Raw genomic sequence first — 15,108 nt, 5'->3', positions numbered from 1 at the left:
TCATTCTGCTTGCTCCATTACGCCGCGAACAGCCGCAGCTGCTCCGGTTCGGTTGAGGGGGTGAGCGCGCGCTTTTCGAACGCCTTGGCTTCGCGCCAGTCGTTGGCGTCCGGCAGGTGCTTGCCCAGGCGCCGGTAGTAGCGGCGTGCGACGGGCGTTCTGATCTTCTCGCGATTGAACGCGCGCATCAGGTGCCCGACCATTCGCGCGCAAACCCTGGCCGCGTCGAACGACCACGCCATGCTGTCGGCGCTGTAGAGGAGTCTCCGCACGAGCGGGCTTTGCAGGGCGGTCAGCTTCACGCCAAAAGCCGTTCAGCCGAATGTCCGGCCGCACCTCCTTGATGGCGGACAGGAGGTCTTCGATGATCGCGACGTTGCCCTGGCGCTTGCAGACGGAGCCGACCCCCACCCACATCCCTGGCTTCAGTCGGGGGCCATACATTTCGATGTGCCGCAGGTAGTCGGTGATCGCATAGCCTTGCAGCACCGGCATGACTTCGAACGGAGGCGGGCCGTCAAACAGGTCGTGCAGCGCCACCAGAAGGTCGTCGTATCGTTCGACCGTCAGCCTTTGGTGCTGCTCTATCGTCATGCCGGTCTTCACCAGCATCCACGGCTCGCACATGTAATCTTCGGACACCGCGACCGTGATCTTCACAACGCCATTCGTCCAAAGACGGTGCAGCTCCGCCGCCCACTCCGACGCCGGATGCGGGTATCCGCCGTGCAGGTCGATGGTCTTGAACCCCGCGCAGTCGATGATCGTCTCGCGGCATGCGACGGGCTTCCGACGCTTGGCGAGCCTGTTGCGGCTGATGCAGGCTCGGTCGAAGTGTTGGGCGTCGCCTGGGTGATGAAGTCCGACGAAGAAGTCCATCAGTGCGCCCTCGCCGCCAGATACGACAGGCGCGCACGAACTGAACTGTGCGCCCGCCCCATGGAGCGGCCGATCTCGTAAGGGTTTGCGCCGGCTATACGCAGGCGCTGCAACACGGCATCCTCGGCAGCGGTGAACGGGTTGCCTCGCCCTCCGCTGTGGGTAACCGCATCAGGCAGGGGCCAGTAGCCCGCCTTCGTCATGTGATAGTAGGCCTGCCCCTTGCTGACGCCGATCTTCCGAGCGATCCATACAGGCGATGAACCCGGATGCTCCGCAGCTGCGTCGAGGATCGCTTCGCGGTCGCGCTCATTGGCGCTCAATCGCTCCGGCGTATGTCCCTGCTTCTCCCCCATCAGACGCGGGCCTCAGATTGGGCGCGGGCCTTTGCAGCTTCGTATCGAGCGCGGAACTCGTCTTGGGCTTCGCGGTCTTTCTCCGCGAACCAAGCGATAACGCTCCCACCAGCCGGGCATCCCGTTGCCTGCGCAAAGAGATGGAGAGCGTCCAGGGCTTCGTCGAAGCGTTCAGCGCCAACGTCGCCGAACAGATCGCCTTTCACGACCTCGGTGATTCTAGCGGGCGATGTGATGGTCTGGTCAGACATCAGGCGGCGTCTCCGAAGAGTTGAGGCGCGGCATCGGTCGAGAAGAGCGGAGTATCCGCGCCTTCGACGTGCTTCAAGCGCCGGTTAATGTCCTCGACGTATTGGGCTTCGCGCTCGATCAGGATGCAGTCGAAGCCCTCGCGCAGGCAGGCCATGCCGGTCGATCCCGAACCTGCGAAGGGGTCCAGCACCACGCCCCCGGGAGGCGTCACCAGCCGGCAAAGGTAGGCCATCAGGTCGATGGGTTTGACGGTCGGGTGCTTAGAGCCGCAGCGGTCGGCGGCGTCGGCCTTGGAGCTGTAGAAGAAACGGGCGGCCGAACCGGCGTCGCCATGCACAACACATGCGGCGCCTGGCTTTCGGCTGTCTTTTCCCAGCGCGGGTCCTTCATAGCCCGCAGATGCACGTTTGAAGTTCTTTCCGGTTCCACTGGCGGTATCAGGGAATGCAAAGACCACCTCTTGTGAGCCGTCGTGAATGACGTTGGCGGGCCAGCGGCCTAACGATCCGGCCTCAACCTTGTTCGTCTCGCCCCTTGCGCCCGTCTGCCATGGGCGGTTGCCCGCCCCAAAGCCGCCTGATCGGTCGTCGTTGGCCTCAATCCGGCACCCGTCGATATTCAGCGCGCCCGTCCGGTGCGCCGCCAGGTTCGCCGCTATGGTCCCGATCATCGGGACGCGGGCGACTACGATAGGTTCGAAGGCCGGCTTGAGCGCGGAGCCGTAGCCTTCCCACTCGCCCTTCTGGTTGTGGGATTTCGGGAATCCCGAGCCGAAAATCCAGGCGAGCAGCGCGCCCCAAGTCGCGTTGTCGTAGCATTTGACGAAGGCCCGAATCTGTTCCTCGTTCAGGCTGTTGAGGAAGGCCTGAACCGCGCCATCGGGGTCGACTAAGTCGAGGATGGTGTCGCGGATTTCGAACCCGGCCGCCGCGATGGCGACCTGGAGTTCTCCGAAGGTCCGTGTGCCGCCGAACGCCAGCAGATGCGCGCCCGGCTTCATCACACGGCGGACGCCGCCCCAGAACTCAGGGTCGAAGGCCGTCTCGCCGGTGTCCCAGCGTTGCCCCATGAAGCCTGCCGACGCGCGGGCATAGGCGCCGGTCTTCCCCGACTTCGCAGCCGCCGCGTTCTCAGCACCGAACCTCTTGCCGATGCTGACCAGAGCATACGGAGGATCGCAGACGACGCTGTCGATCGACGCATCCGCAAAACCCTTCAGCACCTCGCGGCTATCGCCATGGTGAACCGTCACGCCCATCCTCTAGCCCTCCCTGTTGGAGGCGCGGGTCAGCAGATCGCGCGCAAACGCTCGGTAAGCGACGGCGCTATTCCGCCACTTCTGCTGCACATCTTTCGCCCAAGCTTGCGATGCGGCGGTGTAGCCAGACTTCTCGCCCTGCCATTTGTCGAACTCGACGGCGCGCGTCTCCAGGTCATCCGCCCGAGATCGCAGCAATGACGCAACCTCAAAGGCGTCTTCGTATGAAAGGGCGCTCACTGTGCGGCCTCCCTGTTGGAGGCGAGCGGTTCAGCCGCCGCGACATAGCCGGTCGGCTCTGCCGGGTTCATGGCGATGATCTGCTGAAGCACAGGCTTCCAGCGACCCCACCACTCCAGGGCAGCAGGGTCCATCCGGGCGATCCGGCTGTCATCGAACGCCCACCAGTCGGTGATCGGGTGGCGCTGACAGCCGATCTGCATCGTGTCCGCCGTGTAGCCGATCATCCAGCGCTCAAGCTGGAGCGTCTTGACGAAGCGCATGTCGCCAAGGGCCACGAGGTAGGCCCCGGCGAGGTTGGCCCCGTCGAGGTAGGCCCCGGCGAGGTTGGCCCCGTCGAGGTCGGCCCCGGCGAGGTTGGCCCCGGCGAGGTTGGCCCCGTCGAGGTCGGCCCCGGCGAGGTTGGCCCCGGCGAGGTTGGCCCCGGCGAGGTTGGCCTTTTCCTTAACGCCCCACTTCACCGCCAGGCCCAGCTTAACGGCCGGCGTCGCATCGGGCGCGCAGGTAATCTGCGCGGTGAACTGAACCTCACCCGTCCAGCGGTTGCGGACCTCGAACGGAATCGTGGCGGTCTTTGTCATTGGTCTATCCTGCTGGGGGATGGGGCGCCCTGGTATTCGGCGTAGAGGCGGTCAGCGATGACGAATGGATCGAGGTTCAGGGCGGACCAGAACCGGGCCTCTGAACCGGAGTGCTGGCGCTCATGGCAGACGCGGTTCAGCGGCACGGCGAACCGATCTGACGGCTTCACCTGCATTCCGGTCGGCAGCTTGCCGCGCTCCGGGCTGGCCATGCGGATGTGAGCCGCATCGCTGGGCGCCGGCGCACCGCACCCGCAGGCGCAAGGCTGGCGGCGAAGGAAGGCCAGATAGCCGGTGTCGCGCTCCCTGCCCCGGCTGGCCTTGCCGCCCGGCTTTCGTGCGGTGGTGACGTCCCGCTTTCGGTCGCGGGCAATGGCGCGCTTGATGCGCTGGGCGGCCTGAAGGGTTTCGCGGTCTTGGCGAGAAAGCATGGTCAGGCCGCCTCATTAAGATCGGCGCGGCCTTCGAGGATGCGCTTGCGGGCGATTTGGCCCTCGGGCGTCAGTGCGACGGTGAACGGCCTTGGCGGCGTCCCGCGCTGAACCCAGGCTTCGGTCTGCTGGGTGGCGCGCATCAAGCCACGCTTGATCAGGCCGAGGACGACAACCTCTGGCCAACGCGCAACCTCGGAGCCAACGCCCTCATCTTCAATACGGAAGGGTTGGCCGGCGAAGGCTGCGCGGATCAACCGAGCGTCGCCCTTCATTGCGCACAGCAAGGCCGCTTCAACGGGGGTGAACTCAAAACCGCTCATGCCGCCGCCGCCTGATTGTAGGTGACAGCGTAGGCGTCGTTCAGCGCCTTGCGCACGGTCGCCATCAACTGGGGCGGGCAGAACTTCATGCCGTAGTCGTTGGCGGCGCTGAGCGCCGCCAGCTGCAAGCTGTCCTGCGCAAGCTCCACCCGACGCGACATGGCGGCGGCCCAGGCTTTCCAATCGTCCAGGCTCATCGGATCGGAGAGCGGAAGACGCTCGCTGTAGTCCACATCCTCCACAAACTCGGGCATGGCGTATGCGGCGGACGGCGACGCCACGGGCGCCGCGGCTTCCGGGGCCGGCTTGTTCGGCGCGGCCCCGGCCCTTGCCGGTGGTGAAACTGTCGTCTCTCCGTCCAGCCAGGCGAGCGCGTCGGCGCATCGCTGCGCAAAGACCATCGGATCGCTGACATAGGGAGACACGTAGAGGACCGGGACGCCCGAGCTTGCGGGATCGCGCTTCGCCTGCACCATAACGGTGGTCACGCCGAAAAGGTCGACGTCCCTCTTTGGCGTGATGGCGGTGGTGATGACGAACTCGACCATCAGACATAGGCCTGTTCGAAATGCTGGGTGCGGAACGTGGTGGCCTCGCCCGACAGCCGCAGCGACCGCGCCCGGCGCCACGCGGCGCGGGTCGCCTCACGGGCAGTCCAGGCGGCGAAGCGTTCGACGTGCTGCTCGCCATGACGGTCCAGCCAATCGAGGCGCGCGGTGTATTTGATCAGGCTCTCGGCGTGGGCCGGGCGGCGGAATGCGACAACGGCGCCCATCACGCCGCCTCCCGCCGAGCCCTGAACGCCTCGACAGCGGCGCGTCCAGCAGCGGCCCGCAACACCTTGCGAACAGCGGGTCCATCCACAGGGGGCTCGTAACCCATGGCGAGCCGCCACAGGTCTGCCTTGCTGACGACATTAGCGAACACGGCGCCTGGGCTCATACCCATTTCGGTGGCGATCTCACGGATGCCGACGACTTCGTAAGTGCCAGGCTCAGCCCACAGCTTGCGGGCTGCGGCGATCAACTTGGCGCGCGTCGCAGCTTTGGCGATTTGGCGCTTGTTCAAGCTTTCGGTGTTGGTGGATTGGGTCTGCATCAGTCCCTCCTTGGGTGTGGAGAGACGCTACGCTGCGTAGACTTCAACGTCAAACGAAAAGTCTACTCTTCGTGGACTTTCTTTTCGGCGGTCACGTCAGGAACGGTCGCATGGGTATCGGTCGAGACTCGACTTCGCTCCGCAACCAGTGATTCGTTAACGGGAGAGAGGAGCAGGCAGATGGCCAGAAAGACGATCTACTGCGCGCAAGCCTTCTGGCGCCGAGATGGGCGTCTGATCGGCGGCGAGGTGCGCCAGTTTTTGAATGAGGAGCGCGCCCGACAGGGCGGGGAAATCCTGCTGACCGGCGCGGACGGCGTTGCGGTATTCAGCATGGAGGGCCACCCCGACGTGGACCTGTGGGAGGAGCCGAGGGTGATCGAGATCATGGGCGACGCGCCGTCGGCCGAAGACCTGGCGGCCTAGACTCGCGGCTTAGCTGTCAGTAACAAAACCGTTGATGGCGGCGGGGGCCGCTTGGGAGGGAAATCAATATGGCCGGAATGCTTCAGATCATGACCTACATGATGGCGTTCTATCTGGTGCTGAAGGGGGTCGAGATTTTACAAATCGGCCTGGCATCCAATCGATCATCCCGTAAGGGCCTTATCGTGCTGGGGGCATTAACCCTTTTTGCCTGCGTGTTCGCAGCTATTGGATTTGTCGGGATGCAGGACAACCAAGCGCAGCATTTATCCTCGTCCATGAGCAGCGCCAGCAGCTTCGCGTCTCCGTATTAGAAGACGATTGCAGTTCAGAAGCAGTGCACCGCACCGCAGCAGGTCGCGTCAACGGCTACCGCCGGTTAATCGGGCCACCATCCAGAACGACCAACGGCGGCTCCATAAGGGGCCGCCGTTTCTATTCCTATGGCCTGTTGGGACCGGTGCGCTCCTTTAAGACCGCCACATCCGACCGCACCTCGGATACCTGACTGCCGAGCGCGTCTAGCTTGTCGTCCATCCGAGCGAAGGACGAGTCCATCTTTGCCGCGATGAAGAGGAAGCCTGACGCGAAAGCGACCAATACGAAGGCCATACCGGACACCCAGGCCACCTCGATCCGCTGCATTCTGGATGTCAAATCCGGCATGCTCTTAGATGTGCCACCGCCATCGCCTTTCTTCAAGGGCGCGGGCGCGTCGAACACCGCCTCTTCTCGCTGGCGCCGTGCCTCTTCGAAGCTATGAACCGTCATCGCGACCGCCCCGACACTTCGTTCAGCATCGATCCGAGCCGCTCTTGACTGGCCAGCGCGTCACTGAGGGCTTTGTCAGATGCAGACGTGTCGCCTCGTTTAAGCGCATGAATAGCAGAACCCAATGTCGCGGCGACGATTGCGACTTGATTGGTAAGTCGGAGCAGGGAGTCTTGTAACATAGCAGCTTGGCCGCTTGCCATTACCGCAATGGCTTGCCCCTCAAGCGACTTGTTTTCGATCGATGGCAACACGGCTTCGATCTTGCTGACCCGCTGTTCCAAAGCACGCATGTCGCCGGGCGACCGCTCGACGTTCAAGATGGACAGTTGCGCTTCGAGGGTCGCTATTTTTAGACGGACTTCGTCGATTGCATCCATAAAGTCCCCTCCCAGAACTAAAGACGGGTGTCAGCTGGCGGGCCGGGGCCACTCCAGCCCCTTAGTGTTGAACTCTATCACCTGGTCGCCAGCCTCGTAGAAGGTCATCTGGATACGTGTGACGTCCGCCGTCTTCACGCCGGTCACGAATCTGCTGGCATTGGAGATGAACGTGACGTTGCTAGAGCCGTCGGCAGCGTCGGCCGCGCTGAACGACTGCTGAGCGCCATCGCCGAACCGAACCTTCACCGTGCAGTTGTCGTAAGAGCGACAGATGATTTGTCCCTCTCCGAGGAGTTGAACGTAGGCATCAAGGCCATAGCGAGGGGATTGTCGAATGCAGAGTTCGGCCTTTACGTCATCATAGGGACGATTGAGGCGAACTTCGTTGGTCGAGGTTACACACGCGAAGCGGGTCTTCCGATCCGTCATGGGATCGGTGTCGTCGCGGTAGGACCATGCCGGACCCGACGCCGAAATCTCAGCGACGCGCTTTTCCATATATGCCGTTTCAGCGGGCGTGTAGCCCGACGTGGCGGGGGCCGCACTCTCGTGAGACAGGCTATTGCAATAGGCCACAAGACCGAACAACAAAACGATCATGGCGAAAACGCCGAACAAGGCAGTTTTGTTATTCGCAGGTTGAACAGGCGATGGAGGAAAGGTTTGAGACGGATTCGCGTCGGCGCCATTTGCATCGGCGGCCTCAAGCTCAGCCAGCCTGCGCTGCAACGCTTCAATTTCGCTCTTGCGATCCTGATCCATCACCCCTCCCCGTAATCTTGTGCTTCTCCCAACCTCAGCGGGTGAGAGTCAAGCGGTCAGCCCTCTGTGCCTGTGCGCTTGAACACGCGAAGCATCTCCAGCGCCTTCGGCTGATCTTCGGATGGAATGTCAGCCCAAATGTCGAGCACGGCGGTCGGCAGGTTGTTCGGATCGTGGTCCAGCAGATAGCCGGGCGACGTATTGAGGACTTTGGCGATTGGATAGAGCCACTTCGGCGCGACCTCTCGGACGCCGTTTTCCCAATGGCCGATTGACGCCTTCGAACAACCGACAGCATCGGCCAACTCATCTTGGGTCATGTGACGAAATTCGCGCCACTCGCGGATATGGTTGGGATAAGACGCGCTCATGTCTACATTATGCAGCCGCTCCGATCTGAGGTCGTCCGCCGCAGCGTAGACTTTTGACTTGCGCTGATCGTCTACGGAGCGTAGGCATGAGCCATGGCTAATCCTCACGCGCAGACTTTGATCAAGGCCGGGCTCTCGAAGTCCATGGCCTATCATGTGGTGAACGGCATCCGCTCGGTCAGCCTTCCACTTGCTCTCTGGCTGTACGAACACGATGGACTCAAGGTCGGCCCACTAGCGGACAAGTCGCCCGCCGAGATCAAGACGCTGCGGCGCCTGTATGAGCCCGCCGCTCCTGAAACGGTCATCGCTCGCCGAGCCGCCAACGACACCCCTGCCCAAGGGGAGGCGGCATAGATGGCGACGCTCTCCGAAACGCTTGAGCAGATCGCTCTTGAGGCCCTATCGCTTGCCGAACTTTCGGAGCGATTTCCGAAGGTCCTCGACGGCTTTCTCAGCCTTCCGCATTCCTTGTTCGAGGTCGCCATCAGGGACGATGGTTGCACCGCATCCGGCGCACTCAAACTCAGTCTTGGCGCGAAGGCTTCCGACCGTGCGCACATTCTCTTGGCCGCACTTCGGGCAGGGAACGCCAACCTCAGCATTATCGAACATCTGCTTTCCTCTCCAGTGGGTTGTGACAAAGCCACTGTAGATGCGCGCGCCTCGGCCCCCAAGGGGTGCGCGTGTGCTCCGGCGGGGGTTCCCCTCCCCCTCCGCTCCCGCCGGAGCATCCCATGCTGATGCGGTGGTTCAACACCTGGTTCGAGAACCGCCTGGCCGTGGCCATCGGCCTGGCCGCCGATCTGAGGGCGGTGGTCGATCATCCCCCGTGCGGTGGTTTTCGCGAGGCCACGCCCGAAGAGGTCGCGGCCATAGGTCAGTTCCTGAGCGAGCACGGTCTCAGGCCTCGCTCCGCGACCATCCTGCCCTTTCCCGTCGCCAATGACCCGCACGTCGAACATCCGCCTGAGCCGCCCCGACCGGCGGCCTGATCGTCCTACGCCCCCACCAGCTTCACCGTCACTGCGAAAGCCCACGAGAACATATCATGGACAGGCTCTCTGCTCTCGAACACGCCCACCTCGCCCGCCGCCTGATCGAGCATGTCGGGGGGCTGCGTAAGGCGGCCGACCTGTGTCGCGTTCGCGAAAGCGACCTCTCGCTGTATCAGAACCCAAATCGCCCCGACCGATCGATGCCGGGGGACGTGATCAGCGCGCTGCAGGTCGCCGGCGGGACCACGCTCTACTCCGATGCCCAGCGTGGCGAGGTTGATGCGCCTGTGACGGTGGTCGCCGATCCGATGCACCATGCGTGCGGCTTGATCCGCGACGCGTCGGACGTGCTGGCGGCAGTGCAAGAGTCGATGGCTGACGGCTCCGTCTCGGCATCGGACTTTAGCAACTGCGACCACGAACTGGCTGATCTGGAAGAGCGCATCAGCATCCTGCGAAAGGGCCTGCGCAGCGCCCACCTGAGGGAGGTGCGAGCCTGATGGGACGTCTGTTTCAACATGCCCACGCTGCATTGCTGATCCTCCTGCACCGCCAAAGGCTGATCTGATGCCCTGGGCGCGGTGTCGGAACTGCGGCTGCTTTCGCGAGCCGGTCAGGGACGCCGATTTGTTCGACGCGCCCCTGCCGATGCCGGCCGTCGACGACGCCTTCGCGGCCTTTCACCGCCAATCCCAGATGCGCGAACGCGCCGCCGCCGCCCGAGGCGCAGACCGTCAGGTCGGCCGGGAGCGGAGGGCGCGCCGCGATTTCACCCTTGCCGCCCTTCGGGGCCAACCAACTGGAGCCTGACATGGCCGCCGCCAACTTCGACGCCCAACCCGACATTCTGACCAGCACCTCGGCGGGCCGCCTGCGCACCATCATCGAGCGGCTGGAACGCCTCGAAGAGGACAAGCAGGCCGTCATGACCGACATGAAGGAGGTTTTCGCCGAGGCCAAGGGCGAGGGCTACGACGTCAAGGTCCTGCGCAAGGTCATCCGCATCAGGAAGCAGGACAAGGCCAAGCGCCAGGAGGAAGAGGCCGTCATGGACCTCTATTTGTCCGCTCTCGGCGAGGTCTGATCGTCATGGCGTTCAGTGTGAATGCAGCGGCGGCGCTGAACGGCGCCGGGGCGTTCGCGACCACTCGGCGCGGCAACGTCGACCGCGCCGAGATCGAACGTGTGCGTCGTCGCCTGGGCTCCAGAGCGACAGCGGCGCAGATCGCCAAGATCACGGGCCGCTGTGAGACGGACGTGCGGGCCGTGTTGTCTTTCGAACAGACCGCATTGCGCGAGTCGTCACCATCCCCTGCGCGCCCTGACCCGCCGGCGCCCTGGACGCCAGAAGACGTTCGGAGGCTTCGCACGATGTATGTGGATCACGGCCTTTCGGCCGAAGCCTGCGCAGCCGCGCTGAATCGGACGGACGAAGCCACGAAAGCCCAGATCAGGCGCCAAGGGCTGCAACGGCGATCAAAGGATGATCGGAGCGCCCGAGAGGCGCTGTTCAAGACCCTGTGGGCCGCCGGCGTCAGCCTGGACGACCTAGAGGCCCGCTTCGGCATCCAGCGCAGCGGCATTCAAAAGATGGTGCGACGCCTGGGGTTGAGCCCCCGCAGCCGCCGCCGCGTCGCCAGCGTGGACTGGACGCCGGAGTTGGACCAGTTGGTCCTGAGGGATTTCGTAACGGCCGGATATCCAGCGTCGGTCGTGGCGCAGCGTATCCCCGGAGCCACGAAGTCCGCGGTGATTTCGCGTGCGTTCCGTCAAGGCTGGAGCGCCTCGCGCGCCCGGAGTGCTTCAGTATGACGCTGCACGCGTCAACGCCCGGAGACTACGCAGCGGCCCTGCTGCAACGGGGCTACAGCGTTCAGGCCGTGTCGATGATCTGCGGAATGCACGTCGACCAGGTGCGGCCTATGGAGCCGCTCCGGCCTAGGCGCATCGGCTACACGCCGCCGCCCACGCCGCCCCTGACGCCGGTCCTCGTGGCCGCGCCTGCCGGACAGTCTCCCAGAGAGGCGCAGATGTCCCTGATCGAGGGCGTTGCCTCTCGGTATGGTCTAAGGTCTGCCGATCTGATTTCGCGGCGGCATAGCAAGCGCTTCGCCTGGGCTCGCCACGAGGCCATGGCGGCCATAAAGGCCCGTTTCGGCCTGTCCTACCCGCGCATCGGCGCCTTGTTCGGAGGTCGCGACCACACGACGGTCATTGCGGGCGTTCGCGCATACGAGACCCGTCGCGCCTGGTGCGACGTGGTCATGGCCATGGCGAGAGCGCCATGAGCGTCCAGTGCATCTCCATGGCATTCGCCTTCGAGGCCCCGAGCCCGACGACCAAGCTGGTCCTGTTGGCCCTGGCCAACTATGCGGACGAGAACGCGCAGTGCTTCCCTCCGGTGAAGCGGATCGTTGCAGAGACGGGCCTGAGCGACCGGGCCGTGCGCAACGCCATTCAGCTGTTGATCAGCGTCAGGGCCATCGAGAAGGCCACGCGCCGCCGCAAGAACGGCACGCAGACGTCTGACCTGTTCACCCTGTTCCCCGACGGCGGCGAGACACAGACTGCACCACGTGCAGGCGGCAGGAGGTGCCGATCCGTTCAGACTGCACCAGATGCAGTCTGCGACGCCGACAGACTGCACGACGTGCCGGTACAGACTGCACCACGTGCCACCCTCACTACGTTCGAACCGTCACTAGAACCATCACTCGCTGTTGTTGACGCGCGAGCGCCGACGAACGTGCAGGCGGTGACGGTGGTCCAGACGTCCACCAGCCAGCCGGAGGACGATGATTGGCCCGAGGGCGACGCCGGCCGCCATGCCGCCCTGCTGGTCGAAGAGGCGGGCACGGTTCACCTCGATCCCGCCCGCCAGCCCGGTCTCGCGACCACGCTGGGCCGGCTGCACGCCTGGCGCCGCGACGGTGCGTCCTGGCAGCACGACGTGATGCCGGTGGTCGTGACGCTGGCCCGCAAGCAGCGCCGAGCCGTCGGGACGTGGAAGTTCTTCGACACCGCCATCGCCCAATCCATCGCGGACAACCGAGCCGCCCTCTCGATCCCGGAAGCCCAGAGCCATGCAAGCCCAGCCCATGAACACCGCCCGAGCGCTAAGCTGTCCGCAAAACGAGCGAACCTCGACCGTCACTACGCCGGTGCTGAGCAAGCCGTTGACCTCGTGGCTGCTCGACGAACCTACTGACGCCAAGGCCATCGACGTCATCGCCAAGAGCGACCTGCTTCGGAGTGAAGCGGCGATAGTCATGCCCGCGCTGCGCGCCGCCGCCCTTCGTCCCGCTACCGAAGCCGAGATCAGGGACATCATCGGCAGCCGCTTCGCCACCTACCCGCAGCCGGAACGGGATACCGGCGAGACGGCGGCGTTCTGGGCCGACTATTTCGATGCTCTCGGTGGTCTGACGCCCGCGCAGATTGAGGCGGGCATGAAGGCCCATGTTGCGGACCCGAAGTCCGAGTTCCTGCCCAAGCCCGGTCGCCTCGCCGATCTGGCCCGCCAAGGCACTTCTCCAGGCCGCTGGACTCGCGCCTACACCCGCGCCCGTGCGGCGGTGGTCCAAGCGCAGGCGGTGGCGGCGGCTGTTTCTGCGCCGGTGGTCAAGCATTCGGTCGAAGAAGTTCAGGCCATGGTGGCGGAAACCCTGGCGGCCTTGTCCGAAACACCAACCGCGAGAGCCCTGGCGGCCCGGCGCGCAGCGCAGAGGCCCACGCCTTCGGCGCCCCTGCCCGCCGGCAGCCACATGAGCGCGGCGATGCGGGCGAAGCTGGAAGCGGAGGGCGCGATCCTTCCCAATCCGCACAATCAGAATGACGAACACCCCGAGCATGGAGCCGCCGCATGAGCCGGAAACGCAAAAAGCCCTACGATCCCGGCGCCGCCGCTCGCCATAAGGCCGAGCGTCAGGAGAACGCCGCCGAGGTCGCGCGCCTCCGGGCTCAGCCATCGACTGCGGTGAACGTGGACAAACGCACCGGACGCCTGACCGGCGCATGGCGGCTGAACTGCTTCAACACGCTGCTGGACCAGAACGGCGCCGAGCGCGCGGCCGTCGATTGGCTGGATGAGTTGGTGCGGACGGCCAACGGGGAGAATGGCCAGGAGCGCCGGCCGGACTTCGTGCGGTCGACGACTGAGGGTGCGCCGGGACAGAACATCACCGATGCAATGATCCAGGCCAGTTTCCGACTGGAGGTGGTGCTGGCCAACATGGCGCCCGCGCATGGGCGCATGCTGATGGAGTTGCTTAAGCCAGACGCCGACCTGATTACGCGATGGCGCGCGGTCGTCGAGCGCTCGACCAGCGAGACCCATCCTCAGGCCCAGGCCGGCGCGGTGCGGGCCGCCTGCACTGCCGTGGCGTTCATCCGAGACAACATTGGCAGGCTGGAACGAGCCCACAGAGAGCTGCGCGCTGCTGCTTGACGATGCGTCCGAACAGTGGGACAAAAGCCAAGGTCGCTTCGCGCGTCTGGAACATAAACCCCCGCACCTCCCAGGGCGCGGGGTTTTTCTTTGGTGCCACCGACACACCACACGACCGAGAGCGCCGACGTAGCTCAGCCGGGAGAGCGCGGGGACGCGGGTAAGCGGAAGCGATAACCGCAGCGTCGAGGTCGCAGGTTCAAGTTCCGTCGCCGGCCTCTCGGTCGTGATCCTGTCAGGAACCCAGCGTGTCGATCAGCCCTGCGGGCGCGGGGGTGGCGGGGGAGGAGGCGGCGGCGGCGGGGATCGCGTATTATCGCGCATTGGCGCGTCACGCCTGGTCGGCGGCGGCGGGGGCGGAGATTGTGGAGGACGGCTCATGGATGACACCGAGAAGGAGTTGGCGGAAGAGATCGTACACACGTTGCCGAACGATGTTTCGGAACTGATCGTTGCGCAAGCCATGGAGCGTGTTCGAGCGTTGCAAACAGCCGCTCACTCGCTCGACCAGAGAGTCACTCAGGTGGCGGCCCTCCAGTTCGCCGCCGCAGCGCTGTCTGCTAGCGTGGAGGTAGAGCCCTTCCAGCGCTGGCTTTTCGGCATCGCTGCTTTGGCGTTCGTCGTCGGCGGGTGCGTCGCCTTTCGCGGGATAAGGTCAGACGCCATCCAGCTTCCCGGGATCGCGCCAGTGTGGTGGCGTGGGGCCCTCGTCCTCACGACGTTCACTCAGAACGACGCCCGCTCTTGGGCTGCCGGGGCCATTCAGACCGCGATAACCCAGATTGACGTCGAGAACTGCGAGCGAGCCAAGCATCTAAATACGAGCCTTTGGTACGCAGTAGGCGGTGCGGCGGCCCTCGCGATAGCAGGCGGTCTCCGTATCTTCGTTCCTGATGTGGCGCCCTGACTGGCAGAACGCGCAGGCTGCGCCCTCTCGGTCGTGATCCATCGAGCAGATGGAGGCTAGGTCATGAACAACGACGCATACGCACGATGGCCAGAGATCAAGCGCCTCTTGGACAACCCGCCCCGACCAGCGGCCTCAAGCACCTGTCCTCAGCACATGGAGTCCGCCATGACCAAAGAAGAACTCGCAGCCCACTTCCCTGAACAGTCCGACCGCATCCGAGCAATGGCCGACCCGTTCTTGAAGGCCGATGGCCGCATTATCGACCGACAGCAATCTGAGGCTAGCGCCATGCCGACCAGCTTCAAGCTCCGTGGCGACGAAAGGGTCGTGATCGACAATCGCACCGGACGCGTCATCACCGATGCGGTGTCAGCCCAGACGAGCGCCATCACCGGCCCGTCCTACACCGTCGAGCGCAGAGGCATCTTCGGACGCGCCGTCACCAAGACGGTCAGAGCCGACATCCGCATAGAGAGCGCCCTCCAGCGCTCGACCGCCGCCCACACCGCGTCATGGATAGGCGCTTAGCCCTTGTGAGGGTCGTCTGACGCCCCGCCCCTTCCGCCCCCGACCCGCGAACCCCTCGCATCCGGGTCCTTCCCGAGGGGGTAGGGCGTAATAC

At 64.5% G+C, this 15,108-nt stretch carries 29 protein-coding genes; 14 read left to right on the top strand and 15 right to left on the bottom strand.

What is annotated here, in order from left to right; translation table 11 throughout:
• From DI624_RS04270 to DI624_RS04220, 11 genes are read right to left on the bottom strand one after another with little or no spacing between them, the layout of a single operon-like run.
• Positions 1–879: a hypothetical protein gene (locus DI624_RS04270; protein ID WP_291536231.1), complete on the bottom strand. Its 879-nt coding sequence runs from the start codon at positions 877–879 to the stop codon at positions 1–3.
• Complete coding sequence (locus DI624_RS04265; protein WP_291536230.1) at positions 879–1,235, bottom strand: hypothetical protein; 357 nt, start codon at positions 1,233–1,235, stop codon at positions 879–881. The genes DI624_RS04270 and DI624_RS04265 overlap by 1 nt, the downstream gene beginning before the upstream one ends.
• The gene (locus DI624_RS04260; RefSeq protein WP_291536228.1) at positions 1,235–1,486 is read right to left on the bottom strand and encodes a hypothetical protein; all 252 of its coding nucleotides are present in this window, start codon (positions 1,484–1,486) and stop codon (positions 1,235–1,237) included. The genes DI624_RS04265 and DI624_RS04260 overlap by 1 nt, the downstream gene beginning before the upstream one ends.
• Positions 1,486–2,745, bottom strand: coding sequence for a site-specific DNA-methyltransferase (locus DI624_RS04255; protein ID WP_291536227.1), 1,260 nt, complete (start codon positions 2,743–2,745; stop codon positions 1,486–1,488). The genes DI624_RS04260 and DI624_RS04255 overlap by 1 nt, the downstream gene beginning before the upstream one ends.
• Before the next feature lie 3 nt (positions 2,746–2,748).
• Positions 2,749–2,985 (bottom strand): hypothetical protein, encoded by a 237-nt coding sequence (locus tag DI624_RS04250; protein WP_291536225.1) that lies wholly within the window; start codon positions 2,983–2,985, stop codon positions 2,749–2,751.
• Positions 2,982–3,566: a pentapeptide repeat-containing protein gene (locus DI624_RS04245; protein ID WP_291536223.1), complete on the bottom strand. Its 585-nt coding sequence runs from the start codon at positions 3,564–3,566 to the stop codon at positions 2,982–2,984. The genes DI624_RS04250 and DI624_RS04245 overlap by 4 nt, the downstream gene beginning before the upstream one ends.
• Positions 3,563–3,997 carry a hypothetical protein gene (locus tag DI624_RS04240; RefSeq protein WP_291536221.1) on the bottom strand — a complete coding sequence of 145 codons (435 nt, stop codon included), beginning with the start codon at positions 3,995–3,997 and terminating at the stop codon, positions 3,563–3,565. The genes DI624_RS04245 and DI624_RS04240 overlap by 4 nt, the downstream gene beginning before the upstream one ends.
• A gap of 2 nt (positions 3,998–3,999) precedes the next feature.
• Positions 4,000–4,320, bottom strand: coding sequence for a hypothetical protein (locus DI624_RS04235; protein WP_291536220.1), 321 nt, complete (start codon positions 4,318–4,320; stop codon positions 4,000–4,002).
• Positions 4,317–4,868 carry a hypothetical protein gene (locus DI624_RS04230; RefSeq protein ID WP_291536219.1) on the bottom strand — a complete coding sequence of 184 codons (552 nt, stop codon included), beginning with the start codon at positions 4,866–4,868 and terminating at the stop codon, positions 4,317–4,319. The genes DI624_RS04235 and DI624_RS04230 overlap by 4 nt, the downstream gene beginning before the upstream one ends.
• Entirely contained in the window at positions 4,868–5,095 is a 228-nt protein-coding gene (locus DI624_RS04225; RefSeq protein ID WP_291536218.1) for a hypothetical protein, read from the bottom strand. The genes DI624_RS04230 and DI624_RS04225 overlap by 1 nt, the downstream gene beginning before the upstream one ends.
• Positions 5,095–5,418, bottom strand: coding sequence for a TetR/AcrR family transcriptional regulator (locus tag DI624_RS04220; protein WP_291536217.1), 324 nt, complete (start codon positions 5,416–5,418; stop codon positions 5,095–5,097). Before DI624_RS04220 ends, DI624_RS04225 begins: the two co-directional genes overlap by 1 nt.
• 180 nt (positions 5,419–5,598) lie before the next feature.
• On the opposite strand from DI624_RS04220, the gene DI624_RS04215 reads away from it, so the two are divergent.
• On the top strand, positions 5,599–5,844 hold the full coding sequence (locus tag DI624_RS04215) for a hypothetical protein (protein WP_291536216.1): 246 nt from the start codon (positions 5,599–5,601) through the stop codon (positions 5,842–5,844).
• A 68-nt stretch (positions 5,845–5,912) separates the two neighbouring features.
• Positions 5,913–6,158, top strand: coding sequence for a hypothetical protein (locus DI624_RS04210; protein ID WP_291536215.1), 246 nt, complete (start codon positions 5,913–5,915; stop codon positions 6,156–6,158).
• A 127-nt stretch (positions 6,159–6,285) separates the two neighbouring features.
• Here DI624_RS04210 and DI624_RS04205 read toward each other — a convergent pair whose 3' ends face one another.
• The 4 genes from DI624_RS04205 to DI624_RS04190 are packed head-to-tail and all read right to left on the bottom strand — an operon-like array spanning position 6,286 to position 8,131.
• A complete protein-coding gene (locus DI624_RS04205; RefSeq protein ID WP_291536214.1) occupies positions 6,286–6,615 on the bottom strand; it encodes a hypothetical protein in 330 nt (109 codons plus the stop codon).
• On the bottom strand, positions 6,612–6,995 hold the full coding sequence (locus tag DI624_RS04200; protein WP_291536213.1) for a hypothetical protein: 384 nt from the start codon (positions 6,993–6,995) through the stop codon (positions 6,612–6,614). The genes DI624_RS04205 and DI624_RS04200 overlap by 4 nt, the downstream gene beginning before the upstream one ends.
• 30 nt (positions 6,996–7,025) lie before the next feature.
• Positions 7,026–7,760 carry a hypothetical protein gene (locus DI624_RS04195; protein WP_291536212.1) on the bottom strand — a complete coding sequence of 245 codons (735 nt, stop codon included), beginning with the start codon at positions 7,758–7,760 and terminating at the stop codon, positions 7,026–7,028.
• A gap of 56 nt (positions 7,761–7,816) precedes the next feature.
• On the bottom strand, positions 7,817–8,131 hold the full coding sequence (locus DI624_RS04190) for a helix-turn-helix transcriptional regulator (RefSeq protein ID WP_291536211.1): 315 nt from the start codon (positions 8,129–8,131) through the stop codon (positions 7,817–7,819).
• Positions 8,132–8,224: 93 nt separating this feature from the next.
• Here DI624_RS04190 and DI624_RS04185 point away from each other — a divergent pair, with 93 nt between their 5' ends.
• From DI624_RS04185 to DI624_RS04130, 12 genes are all read left to right on the top strand, one after another.
• Entirely contained in the window at positions 8,225–8,488 is a 264-nt protein-coding gene (locus DI624_RS04185) for a hypothetical protein (RefSeq protein ID WP_291536210.1), read from the top strand.
• A 380-nt stretch (positions 8,489–8,868) separates the two neighbouring features.
• On the top strand, positions 8,869–9,126 hold the full coding sequence (locus tag DI624_RS04180) for a hypothetical protein (RefSeq protein ID WP_291536209.1): 258 nt from the start codon (positions 8,869–8,871) through the stop codon (positions 9,124–9,126).
• 56 nt (positions 9,127–9,182) lie between these two features.
• The gene (locus DI624_RS04175; RefSeq protein ID WP_291536208.1) at positions 9,183–9,629 is read left to right on the top strand and encodes a hypothetical protein; all 447 of its coding nucleotides are present in this window, start codon (positions 9,183–9,185) and stop codon (positions 9,627–9,629) included.
• Positions 9,630–9,756: 127 nt separating this feature from the next.
• Positions 9,757–9,939, top strand: a complete 183-nt coding sequence (locus DI624_RS04170; RefSeq protein WP_291536207.1) for a hypothetical protein — start codon at positions 9,757–9,759, stop codon at positions 9,937–9,939.
• Between the two features lies 1 nt (position 9,940).
• Positions 9,941–10,213: a DUF2312 domain-containing protein gene (locus DI624_RS04165; RefSeq protein WP_291536206.1), complete on the top strand. Its 273-nt coding sequence runs from the start codon at positions 9,941–9,943 to the stop codon at positions 10,211–10,213.
• 5 nt (positions 10,214–10,218) lie between these two features.
• Positions 10,219–10,941: a hypothetical protein gene (locus DI624_RS04160; protein WP_291536204.1), complete on the top strand. Its 723-nt coding sequence runs from the start codon at positions 10,219–10,221 to the stop codon at positions 10,939–10,941.
• Positions 10,938–11,417 (top strand): helix-turn-helix domain-containing protein, encoded by a 480-nt coding sequence (locus DI624_RS04155; RefSeq protein WP_291536203.1) that lies wholly within the window; start codon positions 10,938–10,940, stop codon positions 11,415–11,417. The genes DI624_RS04160 and DI624_RS04155 overlap by 4 nt, the downstream gene beginning before the upstream one ends.
• Complete coding sequence (locus DI624_RS04150; RefSeq protein ID WP_291536201.1) at positions 11,414–12,337, top strand: helix-turn-helix domain-containing protein; 924 nt, start codon at positions 11,414–11,416, stop codon at positions 12,335–12,337. Before DI624_RS04155 ends, DI624_RS04150 begins: the two co-directional genes overlap by 4 nt.
• Positions 12,306–12,995, top strand: coding sequence for a hypothetical protein (locus DI624_RS04145; RefSeq protein ID WP_291536200.1), 690 nt, complete (start codon positions 12,306–12,308; stop codon positions 12,993–12,995). Before DI624_RS04150 ends, DI624_RS04145 begins: the two co-directional genes overlap by 32 nt.
• Positions 12,992–13,576 (top strand): hypothetical protein, encoded by a 585-nt coding sequence (locus DI624_RS04140; RefSeq protein WP_291536198.1) that lies wholly within the window; start codon positions 12,992–12,994, stop codon positions 13,574–13,576. Before DI624_RS04145 ends, DI624_RS04140 begins: the two co-directional genes overlap by 4 nt.
• A 379-nt stretch (positions 13,577–13,955) precedes the next feature.
• A complete protein-coding gene (locus tag DI624_RS04135) occupies positions 13,956–14,483 on the top strand; it encodes a hypothetical protein (RefSeq protein ID WP_291536196.1) in 528 nt (175 codons plus the stop codon).
• 168 nt (positions 14,484–14,651) lie between these two features.
• Complete coding sequence (locus DI624_RS04130) at positions 14,652–15,014, top strand: hypothetical protein (RefSeq protein WP_291536194.1); 363 nt, start codon at positions 14,652–14,654, stop codon at positions 15,012–15,014.
• The last annotated feature ends 94 nt before the right edge of the window (positions 15,015–15,108 follow it).

The organism is Brevundimonas sp. (assembly GCF_003248455.1).
Taxonomy (GTDB): Bacteria; Pseudomonadota; Alphaproteobacteria; order Caulobacterales; family Caulobacteraceae; genus Brevundimonas.
The sequence above is the reverse complement of the archived record's forward strand: the minus strand, read 5'-3'. Positions and strand labels throughout refer to the sequence as shown.

Bases quoted from the DNA above. Each gene is read 5' to 3' on its own strand.
- DI624_RS04185 (WP_291536210.1), top strand. From the start codon at position 8,225: ATGGCTAATCCTCACGCGCAGACTTTGATCAAGGCCGGGCTCTCGAAG.
- DI624_RS04175 (WP_291536208.1), top strand. From the start codon at position 9,183: ATGGACAGGCTCTCTGCTCTCGAACACGCCCACCTCGCCCGCCGCCTG.
- DI624_RS04215 (WP_291536216.1), top strand. From the start codon at position 5,599: ATGGCCAGAAAGACGATCTACTGCGCGCAAGCCTTCTGGCGCCGAGAT.
- DI624_RS04130 (WP_291536194.1), top strand. From the start codon at position 14,652: ATGACCAAAGAAGAACTCGCAGCCCACTTCCCTGAACAGTCCGACCGC.
- DI624_RS04165 (WP_291536206.1), top strand. From the start codon at position 9,941: ATGGCCGCCGCCAACTTCGACGCCCAACCCGACATTCTGACCAGCACC.
- DI624_RS04255 (WP_291536227.1), bottom strand. From the start codon at position 2,745: ATGGGCGTGACGGTTCACCATGGCGATAGCCGCGAGGTGCTGAAGGGT.
- DI624_RS04135 (WP_291536196.1), top strand. From the start codon at position 13,956: ATGGATGACACCGAGAAGGAGTTGGCGGAAGAGATCGTACACACGTTG.
- DI624_RS04220 (WP_291536217.1), bottom strand. From the start codon at position 5,418: ATGCAGACCCAATCCACCAACACCGAAAGCTTGAACAAGCGCCAAATC.
- DI624_RS04140 (WP_291536198.1), top strand. From the start codon at position 12,992: ATGAGCCGGAAACGCAAAAAGCCCTACGATCCCGGCGCCGCCGCTCGC.
- DI624_RS04235 (WP_291536220.1), bottom strand. From the start codon at position 4,320: ATGAGCGGTTTTGAGTTCACCCCCGTTGAAGCGGCCTTGCTGTGCGCA.
- DI624_RS04200 (WP_291536213.1), bottom strand. From the start codon at position 6,995: ATGGATGCAATCGACGAAGTCCGTCTAAAAATAGCGACCCTCGAAGCG.
- DI624_RS04180 (WP_291536209.1), top strand. From the start codon at position 8,869: ATGCTGATGCGGTGGTTCAACACCTGGTTCGAGAACCGCCTGGCCGTG.
- DI624_RS04265 (WP_291536230.1), bottom strand. From the start codon at position 1,235: ATGGGGGAGAAGCAGGGACATACGCCGGAGCGATTGAGCGCCAATGAG.
- DI624_RS04190 (WP_291536211.1), bottom strand. From the start codon at position 8,131: ATGAGCGCGTCTTATCCCAACCATATCCGCGAGTGGCGCGAATTTCGT.
- DI624_RS04160 (WP_291536204.1), top strand. From the start codon at position 10,219: ATGGCGTTCAGTGTGAATGCAGCGGCGGCGCTGAACGGCGCCGGGGCG.
- DI624_RS04205 (WP_291536214.1), bottom strand. From the start codon at position 6,615: ATGACGGTTCATAGCTTCGAAGAGGCACGGCGCCAGCGAGAAGAGGCG.
- DI624_RS04210 (WP_291536215.1), top strand. From the start codon at position 5,913: ATGGCCGGAATGCTTCAGATCATGACCTACATGATGGCGTTCTATCTG.
- DI624_RS04230 (WP_291536219.1), bottom strand. From the start codon at position 4,868: ATGGTCGAGTTCGTCATCACCACCGCCATCACGCCAAAGAGGGACGTC.
- DI624_RS04270 (WP_291536231.1), bottom strand. From the start codon at position 879: ATGGACTTCTTCGTCGGACTTCATCACCCAGGCGACGCCCAACACTTC.
- DI624_RS04260 (WP_291536228.1), bottom strand. From the start codon at position 1,486: ATGTCTGACCAGACCATCACATCGCCCGCTAGAATCACCGAGGTCGTG.
- DI624_RS04225 (WP_291536218.1), bottom strand. From the start codon at position 5,095: ATGGGCGCCGTTGTCGCATTCCGCCGCCCGGCCCACGCCGAGAGCCTG.
- DI624_RS04245 (WP_291536223.1), bottom strand. From the start codon at position 3,566: ATGACAAAGACCGCCACGATTCCGTTCGAGGTCCGCAACCGCTGGACG.
- DI624_RS04150 (WP_291536201.1), top strand. From the start codon at position 11,414: ATGAGCGTCCAGTGCATCTCCATGGCATTCGCCTTCGAGGCCCCGAGC.
- DI624_RS04240 (WP_291536221.1), bottom strand. From the start codon at position 3,997: ATGCTTTCTCGCCAAGACCGCGAAACCCTTCAGGCCGCCCAGCGCATC.
- DI624_RS04195 (WP_291536212.1), bottom strand. From the start codon at position 7,760: ATGGATCAGGATCGCAAGAGCGAAATTGAAGCGTTGCAGCGCAGGCTG.
- DI624_RS04155 (WP_291536203.1), top strand. From the start codon at position 10,938: ATGACGCTGCACGCGTCAACGCCCGGAGACTACGCAGCGGCCCTGCTG.